The sequence below is a fragment of the Nesterenkonia suensis genome, from assembly GCF_054782935.1.
In genome coordinates this window covers 543970-565989 of record NZ_BAAGRN010000009.1, presented here as the reverse complement: position 1 = coordinate 565989, position 22020 = coordinate 543970, and the positions used below count along the sequence as shown (strand labels likewise).

The following is a 22020-nucleotide window of genomic DNA, read 5'->3' as shown; positions in this document are numbered from 1 at the left end:
AGCCGGTGTGCCGGGGGCAGGCTCCCGCTCCCAGGTGTTTCCTCACCGTGGAGGCCTCCCTGATGCTCCATAATGAGGGACTGTGACTGCAGCTGAAGCCTCCCCACCCCAGCCCGCGCCCCACCTAGCCGCCGCGAGCCGCGGCGACGCACCTCGCATCGGCGTCCTCGGCGACGGCCAGCTCGCCCGGATGATGGCCCCCGCCGCCGTCGAGCTCGGCATCGACCTGCGGCTCCTCGCCGGCACTCCTGGGGCCTCAGCCGCCCAGGTCATCCCGCGCACCACCCTCGGCGACTACCGCTGTGTGGACGACGTGCTGGCCTTCACCGCCGACGTCGACGTCGTCACCTTCGACCACGAGCACGTACCCTCCGAGGTGCTCACCGCCCTGACCGAACAGGGCACCGCCCTGCACCCCGGCCCGGCGGCGCTGCGCTACGCCCAGGACAAGCTGGCCATGCGCCAGGCCGTCGAGGAGCTGGGCCTCCCCAACCCGCACTGGACGCAGGTGCACAGCGTCGAGGACCTGCGCGACTTCGGCGAGCAGATCGGCTGGCCCGTGGTGCTGAAGACCCCTCGCGGCGGATACGACGGCAAAGGCGTGCGCATCATCTCCACCGCCGAGGCCGCCGACGAGGCCCAGGACTGGTTCGACCGCGCCGCCGCCCAGCACACCGGACTGCTCGCCGAGGAGAAGGTCCCCTTCACCCGGGAGCTCTCCGCCCAGGTGGCCCGCTCCGCGACCGGAGAGATCAGCTCCTACCCGGTGGTCGAGTCCAACCAGACCGCCGGAGTCTGCGACGAGGTCATCGCCCCGGCACCGCACTCCCACCCCACCCACATGGAGGACGCCGCCAGCATCGCCCGACTGATCGCCGAACGCCTCGACGTCACCGGGATGCTCGCCGTGGAGCTCTTCGAGATCGCCGAGGGCCCCCGTGCCGGCGTCTACGTCAACGAGCTCGCCATGCGCCCCCACAACTCCGGGCACTGGTCCATGGACGGTGCCGTCACCGGGCAGTTCGAACAGCACCTGCGCGCCGTGCTGGGCCTCCCGCTGGGATCCACCGCGCCCCTCGCCGGCCCCGGCAGCCGCACAGTGATGAAGAACCTCTTCGGCGCCTCCGCGACAGACCTGCACGCCGGAGTGCCCGACGCCGCCCACTATCTCCCCGAGGGCAAGATCCACCTCTACGGCAAGGAGCCCCGCCAGGGGCGCAAGGTCGGGCACGTGAACCTGGTCCTGGCCCCCGAACCCGGCGAGCCCGCCGTCGCCGCCGGGGACCTGGAGCTGGCCCGCCGCGCCGCCTCCCGCGCCGCAGCGCTGATCACCGAACACCACGACGAAGGGACCGGCACCGATGGCCGCTGACTCCACACCGCTGGTCGGACTCGTGATGGGTTCGAACTCTGACTGGCCCACGATGAAGGCCGCCGCCGAGGCACTCGACGAGTTCGGCATCCCCTTCGAGGCCGACGTCGTCTCCGCCCACCGGATGGCCGAGGAGATGATCGACTACGGGCGCACCGCCCATGACCGCGGTCTGCGGGTGATCATCGCCGGCGCCGGGGGTGCGGCCCACCTGCCCGGGATGCTCGCCTCGGTGACCCCGCTGCCGGTGATCGGGGTGCCGGTGCCGCTGAAGCACCTCGACGGCATGGACTCTCTGCTGTCCATCGTGCAGATGCCCGCCGGGGTCCCGGTGGCCACCGTCTCCGTCGGAGGCGCCCGCAACGCCGGGCTGCTGGCCGTGCGGACACTGGCCGCCGGCGACGGCGAACAGGCCGCCGGTCTGCGCGAGCAGCTCGTGGAGTTCGCGGCCGACCTCGCCGCGCAGGCCCACGCGAAAGGGACCGCGCTCCGCGAGGAGGCCGCCGAGCTGCCCACCTACCGCCGTCGCCACACGCATTCCTGATCGATGACCGCGCCGCACATCACCTACCACCGCTTCCGCACCGAGCCCGAGGTGGTCCGCGACCCCCAGGCCGGCTCCGTCACCGACCGCACCCGGCGAGCCATCCTGCTGCTGGTGCTCACCCTCGTGATGCCTGGCTCCGCACAGATCGCCGCCGGACATCGCGGATTCGGCAGGAAGGCCCTGGCCGTGACGCTCGGGACATGGGCGGTGCTGCTGGTCGGCGTCGTCATGTTCTTCACCCTGCGCGGGCTGCTGCTGGGTCTGCTGACCAGCCCGTTCGCCTTGTGGCTGCTCACCGTGCTGCTCGCAGCACTGGCCATCGGCTGGGCGGTGCTCTGGCTCGACACCTTCCGGCTGGTGCGCTTCGCCGGCCTGGCCCCGGGGCTGAAGCCGATCGTCGCCGTGGCCACCGTGGTGCTGATGGCGCTGACCTCCGGTGGTCTGGGCTACGGCGCGCACCTGGTCAATGAGTCCCGTGCCTCGCTGTCCGGGATCTTCGGCGCGGGACCCGCCATCGACGCCGTCGACGGCCGTTACAACTTCCTGCTGCTCGGGGCCGACGCCGGCGAAGGACGCGAGGGGCTGCGCCCAGACTCCATCCACGTGGTCAGCGTCAACGAGCGCAGTGGGGAATCGATCCTGATCTCCATCCCGCGGAACTTCCAGAACGCGCCCTTCAGCGAGGACTCGCCCCTGTGGGAGGCCTATCCTGAGGGTTACAACTGCGGCAACGAGTGCATCATCAACTTCCTGTACACCGACGTGCTCAACCACCACCAGGACCTCTACCCCGACGCCGACGACCCGGGGGCCGAAGCGATGATGGATGCCGCCTCCGGGATCCTCGACCTCGAGGTCAAGGGCTATGTGATGGTCGACATGGACGGTTTCGCCCAGCTCATCGACGCCATGGGCGGGGTCTCCGTGGACTCCGGAGGCTGGGTCCCCTACCGCGGCCCGCGCCCGGACGGCACCTGGGGCGACAACTGGTGGGGGCCCGGCGAATACACCTTCAGCGGCCAGCAGGCCCTCGCCTACGCCCGCTCGAGGACGTTCTCCTCCGACTACAACCGCATCCAGCGGCAGCAGTGCATCCAGCAGGCGATGATCGCCCAGTTCAACCCGCAGACGCTGCTCACCCGGTTCACCGAGATCATGGACGCCGGCGAGCAGGTCGTGGAGACCAACCTGCCGCAGTCCCAGCTGGGCTCATTCCTGGACCTGGCCGTGGACGCCCGGGAACATCAGCCGCAGCGTCTGGTGCTCGGCGCCCCGGACTTCGGCACCGCCGGCGACCAGTTCTCCACCTACCCGGACTTCGACCAGATACACCAGCGGGTGGACGAGCTCATCGAGGACGAGGAAGGCGCCGGCGGATGGTTCGGCTCCGCCGGGTCGCAGGGGCCGGTGCTGGACGCCGCGAGGGTCTCCGCCTCCCCGGGACTCACTGCCTCTCCCAGGGTCCCTGCCTCCCCCGGGCTCTCCGCCTCTCCCAGGGTCCCTGCCTCCCCCGGGCTCTCCGCCTCCGTGGAGACTCGCGACGCCGTGGAGGAGGATGAGCCGAACCTGGAGGAGGAGACTGAGATCCCCACCCAGCCGGACGGCTCCCCGCTGACCGCCGAGTACCTGCGAGAGCTGCAGGACGCCGGACAGCGGGCCGTCCTGGAGGAGGCCGCCTCCTCCAACTACGACTGCACCCCGCTGCGCTGAGCCCCGCTGCGCTGAGCCCGGCTGCGCTGAGCCCGGCTGCGCTGAGCTCGGCATGCTGCGGAGGTCAGAGATCCTGGGGGAACCAGAAATCCTGGGAGAACCAGAAATCCTGGGAGCTTGACCACAGTTCCCTGGGTGAGCACCGGAATCGGTCAGGATGCGCGCCGCCCGCTGGTAGTGTTCTGGCGATGTTCAGGATGACCAACCCGGTGCGGGACTACGCCTGGGGCTCGACGACGGCGTTCAGCCGCCTCTTCGGCCTGCCCGCTGACGGCCCGCAGGCCGAGCTCTGGATGGGCGCCCACCCCGCGGCTCCGTCCCAGGTGCTCCTCGATGAGTCCCCCACGGATCTGGACGCCCTGTGCGCCCAGCATCCCGAGCTGCGCGTCCGGCAGGGCGGATTCCCCTACCTGTTCAAGGTGCTGGCCGCCGACCAGCCGCTGTCGATCCAGACCCACCCCACCCGGGAACGCGCCCGGGCCGGCTACGCCGCCGAGGAGGCCGCAGGGGTCCCCCTGGACTCTCCGCAGCGCAGTTACAAGGACACCCACCACAAGCCGGAGCTGCTCGTCGCCGTGGAGGACTTCTCCGCCCTGTGCGGGTTCCGCCCCGGGGCCGAAGCTGCCGCCGACGTCGCCGCACTGCGCGATCTGCTGGCAGCCCGCCCGGGCCTCAGTTCCCGCGGTGAAGGCACTAGGACTGAGACGGCTTCGGCTGAGGTGACCGAGGCCCTGGACCGGCTGCACCACCTGGTGCGGGGAGGCTGGCTGGCCGAGGCTCTGGAACTGATCCTGCGCGGAGATCGCGCCGCTTTCGCCCGGGCGGCCGACGCCGTCGTCGACCTGGTGGAGGGCATCGGCCTGAGCCCCTCGGCCGCGGACACGCTGGCCCGGGCCGCGACCGCCTTCCCTGGTGACCCCGGAGTGATCGTCACGCTGCTGCTGAACCGGGTGGACCTCTCCCCCGGGCAGGCGCTCTACCTCCCGGCCGGGAACCTCCATGCTTATCTGCACGGTGTGGCCGTGGAGATCATGGCCAATTCGGACAATGTGCTGCGTGGAGGGCTGACCTCCAAACACATCGATGTGGACGAACTGCTGGCGGTCACCGACGCCACGGTGCTGCCGGTGCCGCTGTTCGAGCCGGAGCCGGTGGGCCCGGGCCATGTCCGCTACGCCCCCGACTGCGACGAGTTTCAGCTGGAACGGCTGCATCTCGGCGCCGCGGAAGGCCCCGCAGAGGTACATGTCCGCGCCGAAGGGCCGGGGATCCTGCTGTGCCTGCGGGGCACCATCCGGGTGGACCGTGCCGACGCCGAGGCGGCCACAGGCCAGGACCACGAGTGCCCGGGCCAGGGTGTGCTGGAGCTGCGCGCCGGGGAGTCGGCGTTCCTGAGCACGCAGGAGACGGTGCGGCTGCGCCTGAGCGACCCCGAGCAGGAGTCGGCCGAGGCCTTCCTGGCGACCCCGGGGAACCCGGTCAACGCGCCGGGCCGCTGATCCTCAGCCCTGTTCCGAGGGATCCTCCGGAACCTCTGCCTCGCGCACCAGCTCGGGGGGCTTCGCCTCCCGACGACGCCGGAGGGTCCAGTAGGCCCGCGCCTCCCCCGGCGACTGCTCGGACCTCTGGGTGACCGCCCCCGAGGGCGGCGCCTGCGGGCGCTCCCCGCGGCACGGAGTCGCTGTCGCGTCGTCGTCCTGGTGCGCATCGTCCTGGTGCGCATCGTCCTGGTGCGCATCGTCCTGGTGCGGGCGTCCGGGGCCCTCGGCAGTGGTCATCAGTGTCCCTCTCCGATGTGGGGCGCATCCCGCCAGGCACCGTCGCCCGGCGGGATGGCCCCGATGATACGCCTTCCTCAGCGGGTGGACGCGTAGTCGTAGACGCTCTCGGCCTCACTGCCGAAGTACGGTCCGAACATCACATCGCGCAGGAAGCTGTACCCGTAGGAGTTCACCGAGTTCTGCGCCCCGCCGGAGTCGGTGCCCAGGAACCACGGACCCCCGGAGGAACCACCGGTCATGTCACAGGGGATGCCCTGGGTGCTGCTGCCCAGCGGGTCATCGGTGGCCGTACCCTGGCAGCTGTGCAGCTCCTGGCCGTTGAACGGCCGGGCCGCCGGGTACCCGTAGGCGGTGTAGTACTGGCCGCGCGGCTGGTTGAAGGTGATGGCCGAGGCCGCGCCGACCTCCTGCTGGACAGTGGTGCCGTTCTTGGTCTCCAGCACGGCGAAGGCGTAGTCGTGCTCGAAGTCTCCGTGGTTCGCCCACTGCGCAGAGGCCACCAGCTCCTCCGCAGCCCAGACTCCGTACTGGGACTCGCCATAGTCGTAGGCCGGTGCGAAGACGAAGTTCTCGGCGAAGGATCCTCCAGCGCCGTCATGCAGGCAGTGGCCGGCCGTGGACACTGTCGACTGGTTGGCCGAGGCGACGATGTTCGCGGAGCAGACGAAGTCCCCCTCAGAGGTGGAGAAGAACACCTTGCCGATGTGCGGGCTGTCAGCAGGACTCTCCTGCTGGCTCCGGTGCGGCTGGACCGTCCGCGGATTGGCCGACTCCAACTCGGCGAAGATGTCCTCCAGTGTGGCCTGGTCGACCTCCTCCACGATCTGCGGCTCGACCGGCTCGGCGGCGGCCATCCGCTCCTCAGTCCAGTACTCTTCGGCCTCGCTCTGCTCTTCGTCGGGCACCACGTCGACTTCGACGGGGCCCTGCACCGCGTCGGCGCCGCCCCATGCATCAGCAGCCATCTGCTCCGAGTCCGCCGCGACGGGGGTGGCCGTCACCAGCGTTGCCGCGCCCAGTCCGAGGACGCCTCCCAGGCTCATGATTCGCCTGAACTTCATAGTCTTCTCCCCTTTCAGGAGTGTCATTGCGAAGCCACGACCGGGGTTGAGGCCGTGACGTGCGACACGTTAGCAACGTAGTTCACATCTGTGAAGAGGTTGCGAGAAGAAATTAACTCAGAAGTCACTTCGTGAGCGAGATGACAGATTCGCCAGACGTCAGCCCGTGGAGGCGTGGTCGTAGAGCGCCTCAGCGCGATCGCCGAAGTACGGCGCGTAGATGGAGTCCGGGTCGGCGTCGTACTTGTACGAGTTGATCGAGTTCTGCGCGCCCCCGTCGGTCAAGAACCAGGGCCCACCGGAGGCACCCCCCGTCATGTCGCAGGAGATGCCCTGAGTGCTGCGCCCACCCGGGTCGTCCTCAGCCTGACCCTCACAGCTCCGCAGCGACTGACCATCGTAGGGCGAGGCCGCAGGGTAGCCGTAGGCCGTGTAGTGCAGTCCGCGCGGCTGGTTGAACGCGATGGAGGAGGCGGCACCGACCTCGTCCTCGACCGTCTCCCCGTCCTTGACCTCCAGCACCGCGAAGGCATAGTCATGTTCGAGGTCGCTGGCCTGCGCCCACGCGGACGAGGTGGAGAGCGACCGGGCCGCCCACAGGCCATGCTCGGACTCACCATCGTCATAGGCAGGAGCGAAGACGAAGTTCTGCGCGAAATCACCCCCGGCGCCCTCGTGGAGGCAATGACCAGCGGTGACCACCGTCGAGCGGTTCTCGGAGGCCACGAGGTTCGCCGAACAGACCTGATCCCCCGCCGAGGTGGAGAAGAACACCTTCCCGACATGCGGAACCGTCGACGGGTCCTCCTGGCTGCTGCGCGATCCGGCGAGCACCACCGGCGGCGATGTCGCGGCGGAGGAGGCCGCTGAGACAGAGGAGGCGGAGGAGATTGTTCGTGGCAGACTCTGGTGGATCTCGGCGAAGAAGTCGTCGACCGAGCGTACGCGGTTCTCCGCGACATCCGGCACCGGCGGACGAGCCTCCGCCATGCGCTCAGGCGTCCAGTAGGTATGAGCCTGCACCTGCTCCGCCGCCGGGACCTCCACCCCCTCGACCACGCTGCTCACCCGGTCATGGACCGAGCCTGTCAGATCATCCAGCGGCACTGAGGCGTGCACCGTCGGGGCGCCACCCCCCGTTGACACCACAAGCAAGCCCCCAAGGGCCAGAGCTGCCGCTGCACCGGACATTCGACCGTGAACCATTGACCTTCTCCTCCCACGCACCCCCTGGGTGCCACCGTGAAACCGCCATGGCGTCTCCTGTGCGAGACCATGACGCGGGTCACGCTAGCAGCCGGTCAGCGGGCCAGGAAGGGCTCCCGTCGCTGCCGGTGGATCACGCGGCACAGAAGTGTTCGGACTGAAACGGGCAAGCACTGTCTATGGACGGGGATCCTGACATGGCCGCTCGGTGGCGGAGAGCTGCGTCGGGAAGGGCAGCCGCCGTCTCAGCTGCGGATGTAGGTCTCCCACTTGCGGGACTGGTGCTCAGCCTCCACCGTGCGAACCGTGCCGGACTTGGCACGCATCACGATCGACTGAGTGGTGACCCGCTCGCCCTCGTAGCGCACCCCGCGCAGCAGGTCACCGTCGGTGATGCCGGTGGCCGCGAAGTAGCAGTTGTCCGAGGTGACCAGCTGCTCGGTGGAGAGGATGTCGTCGACGTCGTGACCCGCGGCGGCCGCCGCCTCGCGCTCTGCGTCATCTGTGGGGGCGAGACGCCCCTGGATGACGCCGCCGATCGCGCGGATCGCACAGGCGGTGACGATGCCCTCGGGAGTGCCGCCGATGCCCATCAGCGCGTCCACACCGGAGCCCTCACGAGCCGCAGCGATGCCGCCGGCGACGTCGCCGTCCATGATGAACCGGGTGCGGGCGCCCGCATTGCGGATGTCCTCCACCAGCCGGGCGTGGCGCGGACGGTCCAGCACACAGACGTTGAGCTGATTGATGCGCTTGCCCTTGGCCTTCGCGATCAGGTGCAGGTTCTGCTTCACCGGCAGGCGAAGATCCACCATGTCAGCCGCCTCCGGGCCGGTGACCAGCTTGTCCATGTAGAAGACCGAGGAGGGGTCGAACATGGAGCCGCGCTCGGCCACGGCCAGCACAGCCAAGGCGTTGTTGTAGCCCAGAGCGGTCAGCCGGGTCCCGTCGATGGGATCCACGGCGACGTCGGCCTCCGGACCCGCTCCGTTACCCACGCGTTCCCCGTTGAAGAGCATCGGGGCCTCGTCCTTCTCGCCCTCGCCGATGACGACCACCCCGTTGAGGTTCACCGTGTCGAGCAGGGATCGCATGGCATCGACCGCGGCCCCGTCGGCTCCGTTCTTGTCCCCATGGCCGACCCACGCGCCGCCAGCGATGGCGGCGGCCTCGGTCACCCGGACGAGCTCGAGGGCCAGGTTACGGTCTGGCTCGGAGTCCCCGACCGCCAGCCGAGGAGAGAGATGGGAGAAGTCCTGTGGGCTCTCGGCGCTGGGGGCGGGGGTCGTCGTTGCAGTCTCGGACTCGTTGGACACGTCGTCAGCCACCTGTTCGTCTCGCCGTGGGCGGCCTCGTCGCCGCCCGTTGCTGTCGGTGCCTCGATGATAGCGCGGGACGTGCCCGGAGGGCCTGGTGACCAGCGGGTACAGACGCCTATGACATGTAAGGTTCTGCTCACCTCGGCGCTGCGCCGGGGTGAGGTCGGGGTGCTCTCGAGGCGCTCATCAGCGCCGGACTGCGCGGCGCAGCGCTGGCGACGTCCCGCGCGTCCGGGGCATCGATCGTCAGCGTCGATCGTCCGTGTCAGGGGTCCTCGTAGGAGGCGCCGCATCCCGGGCTGGCCCCGGCCGGGCTCATGCCCATGTCATCCCAGGTCTCGATTCCGGGCTGCTCCCAGTTGGCGCGCGCCTGGGACTGCTGCCAGAGAGCCTCGTCGATCTCGTCCTGCGACTGTCCGGTGTCACCGATCGTCGATGTTTCGATGCCCTCCCAGCAGGCCATGTGGGCTTCCAGGTCGTTCCACTCGCCGATCTCCAAGTAGTCCGGATGACAGTACGGGTCCGGCATGGCTCCGGTGCCGTCCCAGTCCTGAGGCCATCCGACCGGCTGGCTTTCGCCATTATGGGCCGCCTTCTCTGCCAGGGCCTCTTCATCTTCACAATGGAGGTGGTGGACCTCGACACCGGCCCCGTCCTGACCGGGCAGATACCGGACATCTAGCCCGTCCCCTGTGTCGATGATCTGTTGGCTCGGCCGGAACTCGCGATCATCAGCAGGCTCAGCGGGGCACATGTGGACCAGGTCGTGCTCTCGGATGGTCGTGCCCGACTCCACGTAGATGGCTTCGTCCGCGCACCCGTCGGGCATCTCGACGCCCTCAGCCAGGTGCTCCTCGGAGAGCGGCACAGTGCGGCCTTCGTCAACCTGGCTGCGATTCTCGGCGGACTCCTCCTCACCAGGAGCGGCTCCCGCGGCGGCATCGGCACCGGCATCGGCAGAAGTACAGGCGGAGGTCAGCAGCGCCGCAAGTGCAGCTGCGACAGCGAGTGACGAACAGTTGTGACGCAGTGCCATAGCCAGTGGTTCCTCTCATCAACGGTGAGCATCACGGTTCCCACAGTACCGGCCCTCGGGGACAGAGGGCTCCTTCATGTTTTCTCCCTCCTCTGCGAAGCGTGACCGCCCTCCGGGTGGCAACACCCCCGATCGAGCTGCCCCGGATCCGGCTGCCCGCCGATCGGGAGACCGCAGTACGAGACGTGTCAGGGGTGCCTGGCACCCTGGAAGACATGAAGGAAACACTGCTTCTCGGCGGGCCCGGATCGGGGTGATGCCGCGGATCCAGACAGCGAGGAAGAAGTTCGGAGCAGAGTTCGGAGGATGGTCCGGAGCACGGTCCGGAGCACGGTCCGGAAGGCGTGTCATAGGGGGTGGATAGCGTGGGAGACATGGAACACCAGCACCGGAACAACCAGAGGCGCGACGACGGCGCCGCCGTCGGTGGTGCTGGTGCCGGTGTGCTGCCGGAGCGGATCGCCCACCTCGCCGACGAACCCGAACTCACCACCGGCTACGAGCTGCTGATCACCTCCCGCCAAGCCGAAGCCCGTGCAGTCACCGCCCTGCTGGCCTACCAAGACCGGCGGAACCGCGAAGCCGAGAATCTCGGACTGGGGTTCCATGAACGCCGCGCCGCCAGTGACGCCGCCACCCGAAATGCCGCCCTGACCCTCGGTGTCAGTGAGCCCGCCGCCTTGGGGATCCTCACCGCAGCCCGGACCACCCGGGCGAGCATGCCGGCCACCTGGGCGGTCTACTCCTCTGGGGTGGTCGACACCGCCCGGATGCGCGCCATCGCCCGGGCCAGTCAGACCCTGCTGCGTCCGGCCGATGTGGAACACCTGGATGCGGCCGCCGCAGACGCCGCGACCCGGCTGACCCCAGGGGAGCTGCGGTCCTGGCTACGCCGCTACACCGCAGGTCTGAACCCCGCCCAGTACGCGGCTGACTGCGCCGCCGCCCGGGCTGATCGATGGGTCAGGGTCCAGCATGATGATCACGCGATGAGCTACCTGGAAGCCCGGCTGCCCACGATAGCGGCCGCGGCGATCGCCAACCGGCTCCGTGCCGCCGCCCGCGGACAGCAGCACCCGATTCCCGTCCCGGCCGGACTCCACACCACCACAGCAGAGCACACCGGAGCAGCGCACACCGGAGACGACCCAGCCGCAGCATCGGGCACCGGAGCAGAACACACTGGAGCGGCGCACGCCCAAGACCATCCCGCCGGGGCAGTCACCCAACGCCAGGCCCAGGTTCAGGAGCACCTGCCCGTCGAGCATCCTGAGCTGCCTGCTCCGGGAACGCTCGACGAGGACCCCGGGCAGAACTCTGCCCAGCAGCAGCACCAGACCCCGGATCGGGGCCAGGAGCAGGGCCTGGATCGGGGCCTGGATCGGGGCCAGAGCGTGGTCCCTGTTCAGGTCCAGGACGGCCCGGAGATCCTCCCCGGAGATACCCCGCCCCCAGGGGATGCAGACCGGCTCGAACTGGCCCCCGATGATGCTGACTGTTCTGATCTCAGGACCCTGGCCCAACGGGAAGCAGACCTGTTCACCGCGTGGCTGCTCGTCGGCCGAGTCGACGGTGCTGCGATCGAGGCGAAGATCGCAGTGATGATCCCCGAGGCCACCCTGACCGGAGACTCCCAGGCCCCTGGGGTCAGTGCAGACCGGACATGGGTGATCCCGCCTGAGGATGCCCGCCACCTGGCCGCCCAAGACCAGACCCCGCCCACCAGCACCGACGGAACCGACGCACGCCCCGGCACAGGTGCCGGCGCCAGTCATGACTGGTACCAGGCCCGCTACCAGCCGACTCAAGATCCTGCCGGCTCCGACGGGCTGGACCCTACCGACGATGAGGCTGACATCCTCTCGATCACCTACACCGGCCGCTACGCCCCGGCCCGGCTGCGAGACGCGATCACCTTCCGCGACGGCACCTGCCGAGCCCCCGGCTGCGAGACCCCGGTACCCCGCTGTGATCTCGACCACCGACTGCCCTACCCGGCAGGGGCCACCACCGGGAACAACCTCCAAGCACTCTGCCGCAGGCACCACCGACTGAAATCCCACGGACACCTCACACTGCCCGAACCAGTGTCACCCGAACCCCCGACAGCCGAACCAGTGCCACCCGAACCCACGGCAAGACCACCAGCCCCCTCGGAACATGCCCCGTCAGGCCCCATCCCACCGGACCCCAGCCCACCGGGCCCGGGCTCGTCCGAGAAGGTTCGGCCATCTCGGCGGCACCACCACCGGCACCACCGGCACGACCGGCAACACCGTTCCCCGCTCGAGCGTGCCCTGCACGACTCCCTGCCCCATGGTGCTGCTCCCCTCCGCGGGGCCGTCGATCTGCTCCACTGCACCGCCCGCATCCGGATCTGACCACACCCGGATCTGACCCCACCCGGATCTAACCGCCGCGGCAGCAGATCGTCCTCACCTGCGCGCGATCACGTCGTAGCGATGCCAGTGCTTCGGGCCCCGGCCACTGGGCCTGTCGAACTCATGCTCCTGCAGCTGCAGGACCTCGAGCCCGGCCACCACCGCCTCCACCTGCTCCCGGGTGTGGAAGGTCATGCCCGCCACGGGGTGCCATCCTCAGCGTGCCCGCACCACGGCCCGGGCCAGCATCGTCAGGTGTTCGACGGCGCCGGAATCACGCCTCACCGCCTGCTCTCCGCCGAAGTGAGCAGTCGAGTTCATCAGGCCGAAGACCGCATGCGCCCGGTGCCGCAACGCCGAGGACGACTCCTCACCGTGCAGATCCGCCATCGCCGCCACCCACAGGTCCAGGTACTCGCGCTGACGACGGCGGATCAGGTGCCGCGGCTCCTCCCCCATCCGCGGCAGCTCCTGCTCCTGGATCCGAATGACACCCGGACTGCGCAGCGAGAACTCCACGTGGAAGTCGATCAGCCGGTCCACCCTCTCCCCGGGGTCCCCCGCACCCTCCATGATCCGTGCACCCCCGGCGAGCAGGCCCTCACTGACCTCCAGCAGGAGCTGAGCCAGCAGCTCCTCCTTGCTCGCGAAATGCCGGTAGATCGCCTGTGCGGTGACCCCCGCCTCCGCGCCGACGTCGCGCAGGGTGACCGCGGAGAACCCGCGCGTGCCGAACAGCCGCCCGGCCGCAGCCAGCAGTTCCTGCCGGCGCCGCACCTTGTCCTGCTGACGACGGGTCCGCGGCTCGCCGGGCCTCTCCTCCGGCTCGGCGTCGGGGATGGACATCATGTGAGCACCGCCACTAGAGTCGGTTTCAGTGAACAATCGTTCACTCAAATCTACTGGACACCGGACCCGCCGCACAGCAGGAGGACACGTGGAGCCACGGGGCATCTCGCACACCCTGAGCAGCACCGTGGACCCCCGGGACGCGATCTTCCAGGCCAATGCCCGGCGGAACCAGCATCTGCGCGAGGACCTCCTCCAGACGCTGCGCCGCACCGCCCAGGGCGGTTCGGAGAAATCTCGGCAACGGCACCAGCAGCGCGGCAAACTGCTCCCCCGCGAGCGCGTGGACCGGCTCCTCGACGTCGGCAGTCCCTTCCTCGAGATCGGCGCCCTGGCCGCCCATGGCATGTATGACGACGCCTCCCCCGGGGCCGGCATCATCACCGGCATCGGCCTGGTCCACGGTCGGCGGGTGATGGTGGTCTGCAACGACTCCACCGTCAAAGGCGGCACCTATTTCCCGATCACGGTGAAGAAGCATCTGCGGGCCCAACGGATCGCCGCGGAGAACCGTCTGCCCTGTCTCTACCTGGTGGACTCCGGCGGCGCGTACCTGCCCCTGCAGGACGAGGTCTTCCCCGATGAGGACCACTTCGGCCGGATCTTCTACCACCAATCTCAGCTCTCCGCGCAGGGCATCCCGCAGATCGCCGCAGTGATGGGCTCCTGCACCGCCGGCGGGGCCTACGTGCCGGCGATGAGCGACGAGTCAGTGATCGTCCGCAACCAGGGAACCATCTTCCTCGGCGGCCCGCCGCTGGTGAAGGCCGCCACCGGGGAGGTCGTCACACCCGAGGAGCTCGGCGGCGCGAAGGTCCACACCGCTGAATCCGGGGTGGCCGACCACATCGCCGAGGACGACGACCACGCCCTGCAGATCCTCCGCGACATCGTCGCCACCCTGCCGTCCCCCGGGCCGCCCGCCTGGGAGCGCGCCGCAGTGGCTCCTCCGCCCCGACACGACCCCGGGGAGCTGGACGGCATCATCCCGCAGGACGTCAACCAGCCCTATGACGTCCACGAAGTGATCGCCCGGATCGTCGACGACAGCGCCTTCCACGAGTTCAAACGCGACTACGGCACCACGCTGGTCACCGGGTTCGCCCACCTCGACGGCCACCCGGTGGGCATCGTGGCGAACAACGGGATCCTGTTCTCCGAGTCCTCCCTGAAGGGCGCGCACTTCATCGAGCTGTGCGACCAGCGGGGCATCCCCCTGCTGTTCCTGCAGAACATCTCCGGATTCATGGTCGGCCGCGACTACGAGGCCGGAGGCATCGCGAAGAACGGCGCCAAGATGGTCACCGCCGTGGCCACCACCCGGGTCCCGAAGATCACCGTGGTGATCGGCGGCTCGTTCGGGGCCGGGAACTACTCCATGTGCGGCCGCGCCTACTCGCCCCGCTTCCTGTTCATGTGGCCCAACGCCCGGATCTCTGTCATGGGTGGAGAACAGGCCGCCGCCGTGCTGGCCACGGTGAAGCGCGACCAGCGGGAAGCCTCCGGCGAGACGTGGAGCTCCGAGGAGGAGGACGCGTTCAAGGCGCCGATTCGGCAGACCTACGAGGACCAGGGGCAGCCGTACTACTCCACCGCCCGGCTCTGGGACGACGGCATCATCGACCCCGCCGACACCCGCCGGGTGCTCGCCATGGCGCTGGAGGTCTGCTCGCGGACCCCGCTGCCGGATTCGACCTTCGGCCTGTTCAGGATGTAGGAGGCCAGATGCCGCAGCACGAGACGACCCGCCCCACACCGCGCCCCACACCGCGCCCCACACCGCTGTTCTCCACCGTGCTGGTGGCCAACCGCGGAGAGATCGCCTGCCGGGTGATCGCCACCCTGCACCGGTTGGGCATCACCGCGGTGGCGGTCCACTCCGAGGCGGACGCCGACGCCGCCCACGTCCGCAGGGCAGACCGTTCCGTCTGCCTGGGACCGGCCGCCGCGTCCGCCTCCTATCTGGACATCGCCGCCGTGATCGAGGCCGCCCGCACCACCGGGGCCGAGGCCATCCACCCCGGCTACGGCTTCCTCTCCGAGAACGCCGCCTTCGCCCGCGCCTGCGCCGAGGCGGGCCTGGTGTTCATCGGCCCCGGAGTCCACGCCCTGGAGATCATGGGCGACAAGATCCGGTCGAAGAACCATGTGGCCGCCGCCGGCGTGCCGCTGGTCGACGGAGTCTCCGCCCCCGGGCTGGGCGATGACCAGCTCGTCGCCGCGGCGGCTGAGGTCCCCTTCCCGGTACTGATCAAACCCTCCGCCGGTGGCGGAGGCAAAGGCATGCAGGTGGTGGAACACCTCGAGGACCTCTCGGCTGCTCTTCCGGCCGCCCGCCGGGTCGCCCAGGCCGCGTTCGGGGACGACTCGCTGATGATCGAGCAGCTGGTCCGCTCCCCCCGGCACATCGAGGTCCAGATCCTGGCCGACGCCGACGGGCACGTCATCCACCTCGGCGAGCGCGAATGCTCCCTGCAACGGCGCCACCAGAAGGTCATCGAAGAGGCCCCTTCTCCGCTGCTGCGGGACGCCGACGACGGCGAGCAGCTCCGCGCCCAGCTCGGCGAAGCCGCCTGCCAGGCGGCCCGCAGCGTCGACTACCGCGGCGCCGGCACGGTGGAGTTCCTGGTCTCCGACGCGCAGCCGGACCAGTTCTTCTTCATGGAGATGAACACCCGCCTGCAGGTGGAGCATCCGGTCACCGAGGAGATCACCGGAGTCGACCTGGTGGAGCAGCAGATCCGCATCGCCGCGGGCCAGGCGCTCCAGCTCACCCAGGAGGACATCGAGCTCACCGGCCACGCCGTCGAAGCCCGGGTCTATGCCGAGGTCCCCGAGGCGGGATTCATGCCCGCCACGGGCCGGATCCTGCACCTGCGGGAACCCTGCGGGCCCGGCATCCGGGTGGATTCCGGACTGCGGGAGGGATTCGCCGTCGGCGTCGACTATGACCCGATGCTGGCCAAGGTGATCGCTTCCGGCCCGGACCGGGACCAGGCGCTCGCCCGGCTGGATCGAGCACTGGGACAGACGGTGGTGCTCGGCGTGGAGACCAACCTGGCCTACCTGCGCAGCCTCCTCGCCGATGAGGACGTCCGTGCCGGTCGCCTGGACACCACCCTGATCGAACGTCGGCTGCCCGAGCTGACCTTCCCCCGCCCCGACGACGACATGCTCACCGCCGCCGCGCTGCTCATCCGCGGCGGCGGTGAGCATGGCGTCGGGCAGGGCTCCCGGACCCCTGACGGCTGGACCCCCGGCGGCTGGACCTGCGATGGCTGGCGGCTGGCCGACCAGGCGGTGCCCACCCTGCTGGTCACCCACCGCTCCCCCGACGGCCAGATGCTGACCGCCGGTGTGCGGCTCGACGGCACCGCGGCCCTCACCGCGCTGGCGCCGCAGAGCACACAGTCACCCGAGGCCGGACCCGGCACGCACCTGCTGACCCGAGAGGCCCGGTCTCGGCCGATGGCGCTGGCCGCCGACGGTGCGGAGGCCTGGGTGTGGGCCGCCGGCCAGACGGCGCGACTCACAGTCGCGGACCGGCAGACCCAGACGACGACCGCCCTGGCCCAGCGGGAGGCGGAGCTGACCGACGCGCTCCCGGAGGTGACCGCCCCGCTTCCCGGCACGGTGATCGCCGTCCACGCCGAGGACGGCAGCCGGGTCACCGCCGGGGATCCGCTGGTGACGATCGAGGCGATGAAGATGGAGCACCGGATGCTCGCCCCGTTCGACGGCACGGCGGGCCTCGTCGTCGCCGCCGGGGACCAGGTGTCGCTCGGCCAGGTGCTGGCGCGGGTGACGCACACGACGAAGGAGGACTGAGCCCCATGCCGCAGTCGATGAACCACGTGCTCAGCGACGAGCACCAGGCCCTGGTGGAGGCGGTGCGCGACTTCACCCAGGAGGTGGTCGCCCCGGTCTCCGCACAGCACGACAAGGACCATTCCTTCCCCTACGAGGTCGTCTCCCAGATGGCACAGATGGGCCTGTTCGGGCTCCCGTTCCCCGAGGAGCACGGGGGCCAGGGCGGAGACTACTTCGCCCTGTGCCTGGCGCTGGAGGAGCTGGCGAAGGTCGACCAGTCGGTGGCGATCACCCTCGAGGCCGGAGTGTCCCTGGGCGCGATGCCCATCTACCGTTTCGGCACCGCTGAGCAGAAGGAACGCTGGCTGCCGGAGCTGACCAGCGGCTCACGACTGGCCGGCTTCGGGCTCACCGAGTCCGAAGCCGGCTCGGACGCCGGCGGCACCCGCACCAAGGCGGTGCTCGAGGGCGGGGAATGGGTCATCGACGGCACCAAGGAGTTCATCACCAACTCCGGCACCGACATCACCTCCCTGGTGACCATCACCGCCGTCACCGGAGAGCAGACCAGGGCCGACGGGAGCGTGAAGAAGGAGATCTCCACGATCCTGGTGCCGACCGACACTCCCGGCTTCACCGCCGAGCCCGCCTATGACAAGGTCGGCTGGAACGCCTCCGACACCCACCCGCTGACGCTGCGCAACGTGCGGGTCCCCGAGGAGAACCTGCTCGGCGAGCGCGGCCGCGGCTACGCGAACTTCCTGGGCATCCTCGACGAGGGCCGCATCGCGATCGCCGCCCTGGCCACCGGGGCCGCCCAGGGCTGTGTGGACGAATCCGTCCGCTACGCCCAGGAACGGGAGACCTTCGGTGCCGCGATCGGCACGAATCAGGCCATCTCCTTCAAGATCGCCCGCATGCAGGCCCGAGCACACTCCGCCCGGCTGGCCTACTACGACGCCGCCGCCCGGATGCTGGCCGGCAAGCCGTTCAAGACCGAGGCCGCCATCGCGAAGCTGATCGCCGGAGAGGCCGCCATGGACAACGCCCGCGACGCCACCCAGGTGTTCGGCGGCTACGGCTTCATCAACGAGTTCGTCGTCTCCCGGCACTACCGGGACTCGAAGATCCTGGAGGTCGGCGAGGGCACCACCGAGGTGCAGCTGATGCTCATCGCACGCAGTCTGGGCATGATGGACGCATGAACGATCAGCAGATCATCCAGCAGCGCGGCCTCTACCTGGACGAGCTTCAGACCGGCGCCCTCTACCGGCACGCCCCCGGACGCACCGTGACCGAATCGGACAACGTCGGGTTCACCACCCTGACGATGAACACCCAGTCTCTGCATCTCGACGCCCACTGGGCGGCCGATCAGCCCTTCGGCCAGCCGTTGGTGAACTCCATGCTCACCCTCTCCACCCTGGTCGGAGCCTCTGTGGCGCAGCTGACCCAGGGCACCATCGTGGCGAATCTGGGCTTCGAGGAGGTGCGGTTCCCCCACCCGCTGTTCCACGGGGACACCCTCTACTCGGAGTCCGAGATCCTGGACACACGGCCCTCCTCCTCCCGCCCGGGGCAGGGCATCGCCACGATCCGCCACCGGGGACGGAACCAGGACGGCACCGTGGTCGCCGAATGTGTCCGCTCCGTGATGCTGTGGGTCTCCGAAGAGGCCCACCGGCAGAGCTCAGCAGGAGGTGCCGCATGAGTCCGCGTCCTGATCTGGCCACCGGACCGACCCTGCTGTTCTGCCCGGCTGACCGGCCTGAGCGCTACGCCAAGGCGGCCGAGCGCGCCGACGCCGTCATCCTGGATCTGGAGGATGCCGTCGCTGAGGCGGACAAGCCCGCCGCCCGCGAGCACCTGCGCGCACACCTGGAGACGCTCGTCTCACCAGAGGCGCAGGCGCTGCGGGAGCGCACCGTGGTCCGGATCAACCCTGCCGAGACTGCCGCCTTCGACGCTGACCTGGAGCTGTTGGCCGGCACGGGTGTGGAACTGGTGATGCTGGCCAAGACACAGACCTACGACGACGTCGCCGCCGTCGCCGAAGCGCTGCCCGAGGCCGGGATCATCGGTCTCTGCGAGACCGCCGCCGGGGTGACCCGGGCGGAGCAGATCGCCTCCCACCCGCACGTGGTGGCGCTGATGTGGGGAGCCGAGGACCTCATCGCCTCGATCGGCGGCAGCTCCTCCCGCGGCCCCGATGGCCGCTACCGTGATGTGGCCCGCCAGGCCCGCGCCCAGGTGCTGTTGGCCGCCGCCACGCACGGTGCCGCCGGCATCGATGCGATCTACGCCGACATCGACGACACTGAGGGCCTCGCGGCCGAGGCCGCCGACGCCGCCGCCAGCGGGTGGACGGCCAAAGCCTGCATCCATCCCGCCCAGGTGCCGATCATCCGCGACGCCTACGCCCCCACCGAGGCGGAGCTGGAGCACGCCCGCGCCCTGCTGGCCGCGGTGCCGCATCACGGTGGGGCGTTCCGCTTCCGCGGGGCCATGGTGGACCTGCCGCTGATCCGGCACGCCGAGCGGGTGGTCCACCGCGCGGAGACCGCCCGGGGACGATGACCCGCACTCCGGCCAGCCGGATCAGCCACGGCGGAACCGTGTGCCCGGCAGGGGACGCGCGGAGGTCCCCTTCCAGGCGCGCAGCGCCCAGATCGTCATGGTGATCACCACGGCCCAGGCGCTCAGCACCACTGCCGCGGGGACGACCCCGGGTTCGGAGACGAACGCGCCCACCGCCACCAGGGACACCTGACCGGGGATGGTGGAGACCACCCCGGCCAGCAGGAAGTCCCGCTGGGAGACGCCGAAGGCCCCTGACCCATAGTTGACCGGCCAGTACGGCAGCCCGGGCATGAGCCGCAGCGTCGCCACCGCCGCGAAGCCGGCGTCGGCGAGATGCCTCTCCACCGTCGCGGCATGGGTGCCGAGCATCCTCACCACTGTGGCCCGGCCCAGCCCCCGGGCGAGCCAGTACGCGCCCCAGCACCCGAGGAGGACTCCGACGATCGAGAGGAGACTGCCCTCCAGCACACCGAAGAGCAGCCCGCCGGTGACCGCCATGATCGTCACCGGGATGGGGGTCATCGCCACCACGGCGTAGAGTCCCACGAACACCAGCCGGGCCGCCCATCCCAGCCCCTCCATATGCCCTCGCAGCTCCTCCACCGAGGGCAGCCGCACGTTGAAGGCGATCCAGAGCATCAGCAGCAGCACGACCACCAGCAGCGTGTTGCGCAGGTAGGTGCCCCACTGCAGGCCGGTCCTGGGCGAGGGGGCGTCGGCAGCGGCGTCGTCGGGGACGTCGTCGTCGGGGACGTCGTCGTCGGGGGCGGAGCTCGCGTCCGGCTGATCCTGACTCATCGGTTCTACTCTACGCCGCTCATGACCACGAGCTGCCGGTCCGTCATCGACGGTCAGGTGGACGGAGCACCGGCAGATGTTTGGGACAATGGTCGGGTGACAGAGCGCGAACACGAGCCCCAACCCTCCCAGGACCACACGCCGGCCAAGCCGCAGCTGACCGCCGCCCAGTCCAAGAGGATCTCACAACCCATGGTCGCCATGGTGATCACCATGGCCGTGACCGTCGGAGCCGTCGCCGCCGTCTACATGATGAACCCGGAACCTGACGTGGAGCCCTACCACCGGGACGAGGACGTCCACCAGGAAGCGGTCTATGTCGCCGACGTCGCCGAGTTCGCCCCGCTGGCCCCGGAGGTCCCGGAGAGCTGGACCGCCAACTACGCCCGCTGGGAGACCCGCCCCCAGCACGGAGTCCCGGTCTGGGAGGTCGGCTACACCACCGACGCCGTGGACTTCATCGGATTCGCCCAGACCGACCAGGGCAACCCGACCTGGATCGCGGAGGAGACCCGCCAGGCGGTCCCCTCGGGCAGTCTGACCGTGGACGGGCTGGTGTTCGAAGTCCTCGACGGGGAGCGCGAGCGCACTTACTATGTGCTCACCGAGGAGCAGAACCCCGTCGACGACACCACAGTGGTGGTGTCCGGCGACGCCTCCGACGAGGAGTTCTCCCGTGCCCTGGACGCCCTGGTGGAGTCCCTCGGCGAGGTCCCCCGGGACGAGGCGCAACACCGTGAGGACCCGGACACAGACGGGTGACACGCCGTGGCATAGGCTGTTGCCACCTGCCATGGAGCGGACCCCTGCCCGTGCACCGCTCCTGACCACCTGTGACACCTGCCGAGGAGCGCCATGACCGACACCACCACGCCCGCTGTCAGCCTGCCCGCGCCCACCACCCCCGCCGAGGTGTGGGAGCGCCTGCAGGCCGGCAACGCCCGCTTCGTGTCCGGCGAGGTCGCCCATCCGAACCAGAACGCCGCCCGCCGCAGCTCGCTCACCGAGGGCCAGCACCCCATGGCGGTGATCTTCGGCTGCTCGGACTCCCGGCTGGCCGCGGAGATCATCTTCGACGTCGGCCTCGGAGACGTGTTCGTGGTGCGCACCGCCGGTCAGGTGATCGACGACGCCGTCCTGGGTTCCCTGGAGTACAGCGTGGATGTGCTGGAGGTGCCGCTGATCGTGGTGCTCGGCCATGACTCCTGCGGCGCGGTGACCGCCGCGATGGACTCCGCCGCCTCCGCCACCACCCCCACCGGATTCGTGCGCAGCCTGGTGGAGCGCATCACGCCCTCGGTGCTGGCCGCCCAGCGCCAGGGGCTGACCACGGTCAATGAGACCGTGGAGGAACACGTGAAACAGACCGTCTCACGGATCACCGAGCACTCCCGCGCCATCTTCGAGGCCGTCCAGGAGGGCCGCACGGCGGTGATCGGTGTCACCTACCGGCTCGCCGAGGGCCGGGCTGACCTGGTGAGCACCACCGGCGAGGTCTGAGCGCGTCACAGGGCGCTTCACAGGGCGCGCTTCACAGTGCGGCGGCTCGTCGCGGAGGCTCACCGGCGTC

At 69.8% G+C, this 22020-nt stretch carries 20 protein-coding genes; 12 read left to right on the top strand and 8 right to left on the bottom strand.

Translation table 11 applies throughout. The features are described 5' to 3' along the window. Positions 1 to 82 precede the first annotated feature (82 nt). The 4 genes from ACYVKI_RS11605 (at position 83) to manA (ending at position 5128) form a co-directional block, all read left to right on the top strand. Positions 83 to 1372: a 5-(carboxyamino)imidazole ribonucleotide synthase gene (locus ACYVKI_RS11605; RefSeq protein WP_460690500.1), complete on the top strand. Its 1290-nt coding sequence runs from the start codon at positions 83 to 85 to the stop codon at positions 1370 to 1372. After that, positions 1362 to 1916 (top strand): 5-(carboxyamino)imidazole ribonucleotide mutase, encoded by a 555-nt coding sequence (purE, locus tag ACYVKI_RS11600; protein ID WP_460690499.1) that lies wholly within the window; start codon positions 1362 to 1364, stop codon positions 1914 to 1916. The genes ACYVKI_RS11605 and purE overlap by 11 nt, the downstream gene beginning before the upstream one ends. 3 nt (positions 1917 to 1919) lie before the next feature. Continuing rightward, positions 1920 to 3629 (top strand): LCP family protein, encoded by a 1710-nt coding sequence (locus ACYVKI_RS11595; RefSeq protein WP_460690498.1) that lies wholly within the window; start codon positions 1920 to 1922, stop codon positions 3627 to 3629. Between the two features lie 188 nt (positions 3630 to 3817). Continuing rightward, positions 3818 to 5128, top strand: a complete 1311-nt coding sequence (gene manA / locus ACYVKI_RS11590; protein WP_460690497.1) for a mannose-6-phosphate isomerase, class I — start codon at positions 3818 to 3820, stop codon at positions 5126 to 5128. A gap of 3 nt (positions 5129 to 5131) precedes the next feature. On the opposite strand, the gene ACYVKI_RS11585 is transcribed toward manA, so the two are convergent. From ACYVKI_RS11585 to ACYVKI_RS11565, 5 genes are all read right to left on the bottom strand, one after another. Further along, positions 5132 to 5407, bottom strand: a complete 276-nt coding sequence (locus ACYVKI_RS11585; RefSeq protein ID WP_460690496.1) for a hypothetical protein — start codon at positions 5405 to 5407, stop codon at positions 5132 to 5134. A gap of 77 nt (positions 5408 to 5484) precedes the next feature. Beyond that, positions 5485 to 6471 carry a trypsin-like serine peptidase gene (locus tag ACYVKI_RS11580; protein ID WP_460690495.1) on the bottom strand — a complete coding sequence of 329 codons (987 nt, stop codon included), beginning with the start codon at positions 6469 to 6471 and terminating at the stop codon, positions 5485 to 5487. Between the two features lie 159 nt (positions 6472 to 6630). Next, positions 6631 to 7578: a trypsin-like serine peptidase gene (locus tag ACYVKI_RS11575; protein WP_460690494.1), complete on the bottom strand. Its 948-nt coding sequence runs from the start codon at positions 7576 to 7578 to the stop codon at positions 6631 to 6633. Between the two features lie 344 nt (positions 7579 to 7922). After that, a complete protein-coding gene (gene glpX / locus ACYVKI_RS11570) occupies positions 7923 to 8909 on the bottom strand; it encodes a class II fructose-bisphosphatase (protein ID WP_460690536.1) in 987 nt (328 codons plus the stop codon). 352 nt (positions 8910 to 9261) lie between these two features. Beyond that, entirely contained in the window at positions 9262 to 10032 is a 771-nt protein-coding gene (locus tag ACYVKI_RS11565) for a hypothetical protein (RefSeq protein ID WP_460690493.1), read from the bottom strand. A 374-nt stretch (positions 10033 to 10406) separates the two neighbouring features. Here ACYVKI_RS11565 and ACYVKI_RS11560 point away from each other — a divergent pair, with 374 nt between their 5' ends. Continuing rightward, positions 10407 to 12413 carry an HNH endonuclease signature motif containing protein gene (locus ACYVKI_RS11560; protein WP_460690492.1) on the top strand — a complete coding sequence of 669 codons (2007 nt, stop codon included), beginning with the start codon at positions 10407 to 10409 and terminating at the stop codon, positions 12411 to 12413. A gap of 54 nt (positions 12414 to 12467) precedes the next feature. Here the strand turns inward: ACYVKI_RS11560 and ACYVKI_RS11555 are convergent, their stop codons facing one another. Together ACYVKI_RS11555 and ACYVKI_RS11550 are read right to left on the bottom strand one after the other, a co-directional pair. Then, positions 12468 to 12617: a hypothetical protein gene (locus ACYVKI_RS11555; RefSeq protein ID WP_460690491.1), complete on the bottom strand. Its 150-nt coding sequence runs from the start codon at positions 12615 to 12617 to the stop codon at positions 12468 to 12470. A gap of 12 nt (positions 12618 to 12629) precedes the next feature. Continuing rightward, positions 12630 to 13262 (bottom strand): TetR/AcrR family transcriptional regulator, encoded by a 633-nt coding sequence (locus tag ACYVKI_RS11550; RefSeq protein ID WP_460690490.1) that lies wholly within the window; start codon positions 13260 to 13262, stop codon positions 12630 to 12632. An 88-nt stretch (positions 13263 to 13350) separates the two neighbouring features. Between ACYVKI_RS11550 and ACYVKI_RS11545 the strand changes: the two genes are divergently transcribed. The 5 genes from ACYVKI_RS11545 to ACYVKI_RS11525 are packed head-to-tail and all read left to right on the top strand — an operon-like array spanning position 13351 to position 19649. After that, complete coding sequence (locus ACYVKI_RS11545; RefSeq protein WP_460690489.1) at positions 13351 to 14979, top strand: carboxyl transferase domain-containing protein; 1629 nt, start codon at positions 13351 to 13353, stop codon at positions 14977 to 14979. A gap of 8 nt (positions 14980 to 14987) precedes the next feature. Beyond that, positions 14988 to 17090, top strand: a complete 2103-nt coding sequence (locus tag ACYVKI_RS11540; RefSeq protein WP_460690488.1) for an acetyl/propionyl/methylcrotonyl-CoA carboxylase subunit alpha — start codon at positions 14988 to 14990, stop codon at positions 17088 to 17090. Between the two features lie 5 nt (positions 17091 to 17095). Further along, positions 17096 to 18277, top strand: coding sequence for an acyl-CoA dehydrogenase family protein (locus ACYVKI_RS11535; RefSeq protein ID WP_460690487.1), 1182 nt, complete (start codon positions 17096 to 17098; stop codon positions 18275 to 18277). Continuing rightward, complete coding sequence (locus tag ACYVKI_RS11530; protein ID WP_460690486.1) at positions 18274 to 18783, top strand: MaoC family dehydratase; 510 nt, start codon at positions 18274 to 18276, stop codon at positions 18781 to 18783. The genes ACYVKI_RS11535 and ACYVKI_RS11530 overlap by 4 nt, the downstream gene beginning before the upstream one ends. After that, positions 18780 to 19649, top strand: coding sequence for an HpcH/HpaI aldolase/citrate lyase family protein (locus ACYVKI_RS11525; RefSeq protein WP_460690485.1), 870 nt, complete (start codon positions 18780 to 18782; stop codon positions 19647 to 19649). The genes ACYVKI_RS11530 and ACYVKI_RS11525 overlap by 4 nt, the downstream gene beginning before the upstream one ends. A 21-nt stretch (positions 19650 to 19670) precedes the next feature. On the opposite strand, the gene ACYVKI_RS11520 is transcribed toward ACYVKI_RS11525, so the two are convergent. Then, positions 19671 to 20450, bottom strand: coding sequence for a TVP38/TMEM64 family protein (locus ACYVKI_RS11520; RefSeq protein ID WP_460690484.1), 780 nt, complete (start codon positions 20448 to 20450; stop codon positions 19671 to 19673). Between the two features lie 96 nt (positions 20451 to 20546). Between ACYVKI_RS11520 and ACYVKI_RS11515 the strand changes: the two genes are divergently transcribed. Together ACYVKI_RS11515 and ACYVKI_RS11510 are read left to right on the top strand one after the other, a co-directional pair. Continuing rightward, complete coding sequence (locus tag ACYVKI_RS11515) at positions 20547 to 21212, top strand: DUF4245 domain-containing protein (protein ID WP_460690483.1); 666 nt, start codon at positions 20547 to 20549, stop codon at positions 21210 to 21212. A gap of 93 nt (positions 21213 to 21305) precedes the next feature. After that, a complete protein-coding gene (locus tag ACYVKI_RS11510; RefSeq protein WP_460690482.1) occupies positions 21306 to 21950 on the top strand; it encodes a carbonic anhydrase in 645 nt (214 codons plus the stop codon). Positions 21951 to 22020: the final 70 nt, after the last annotated feature.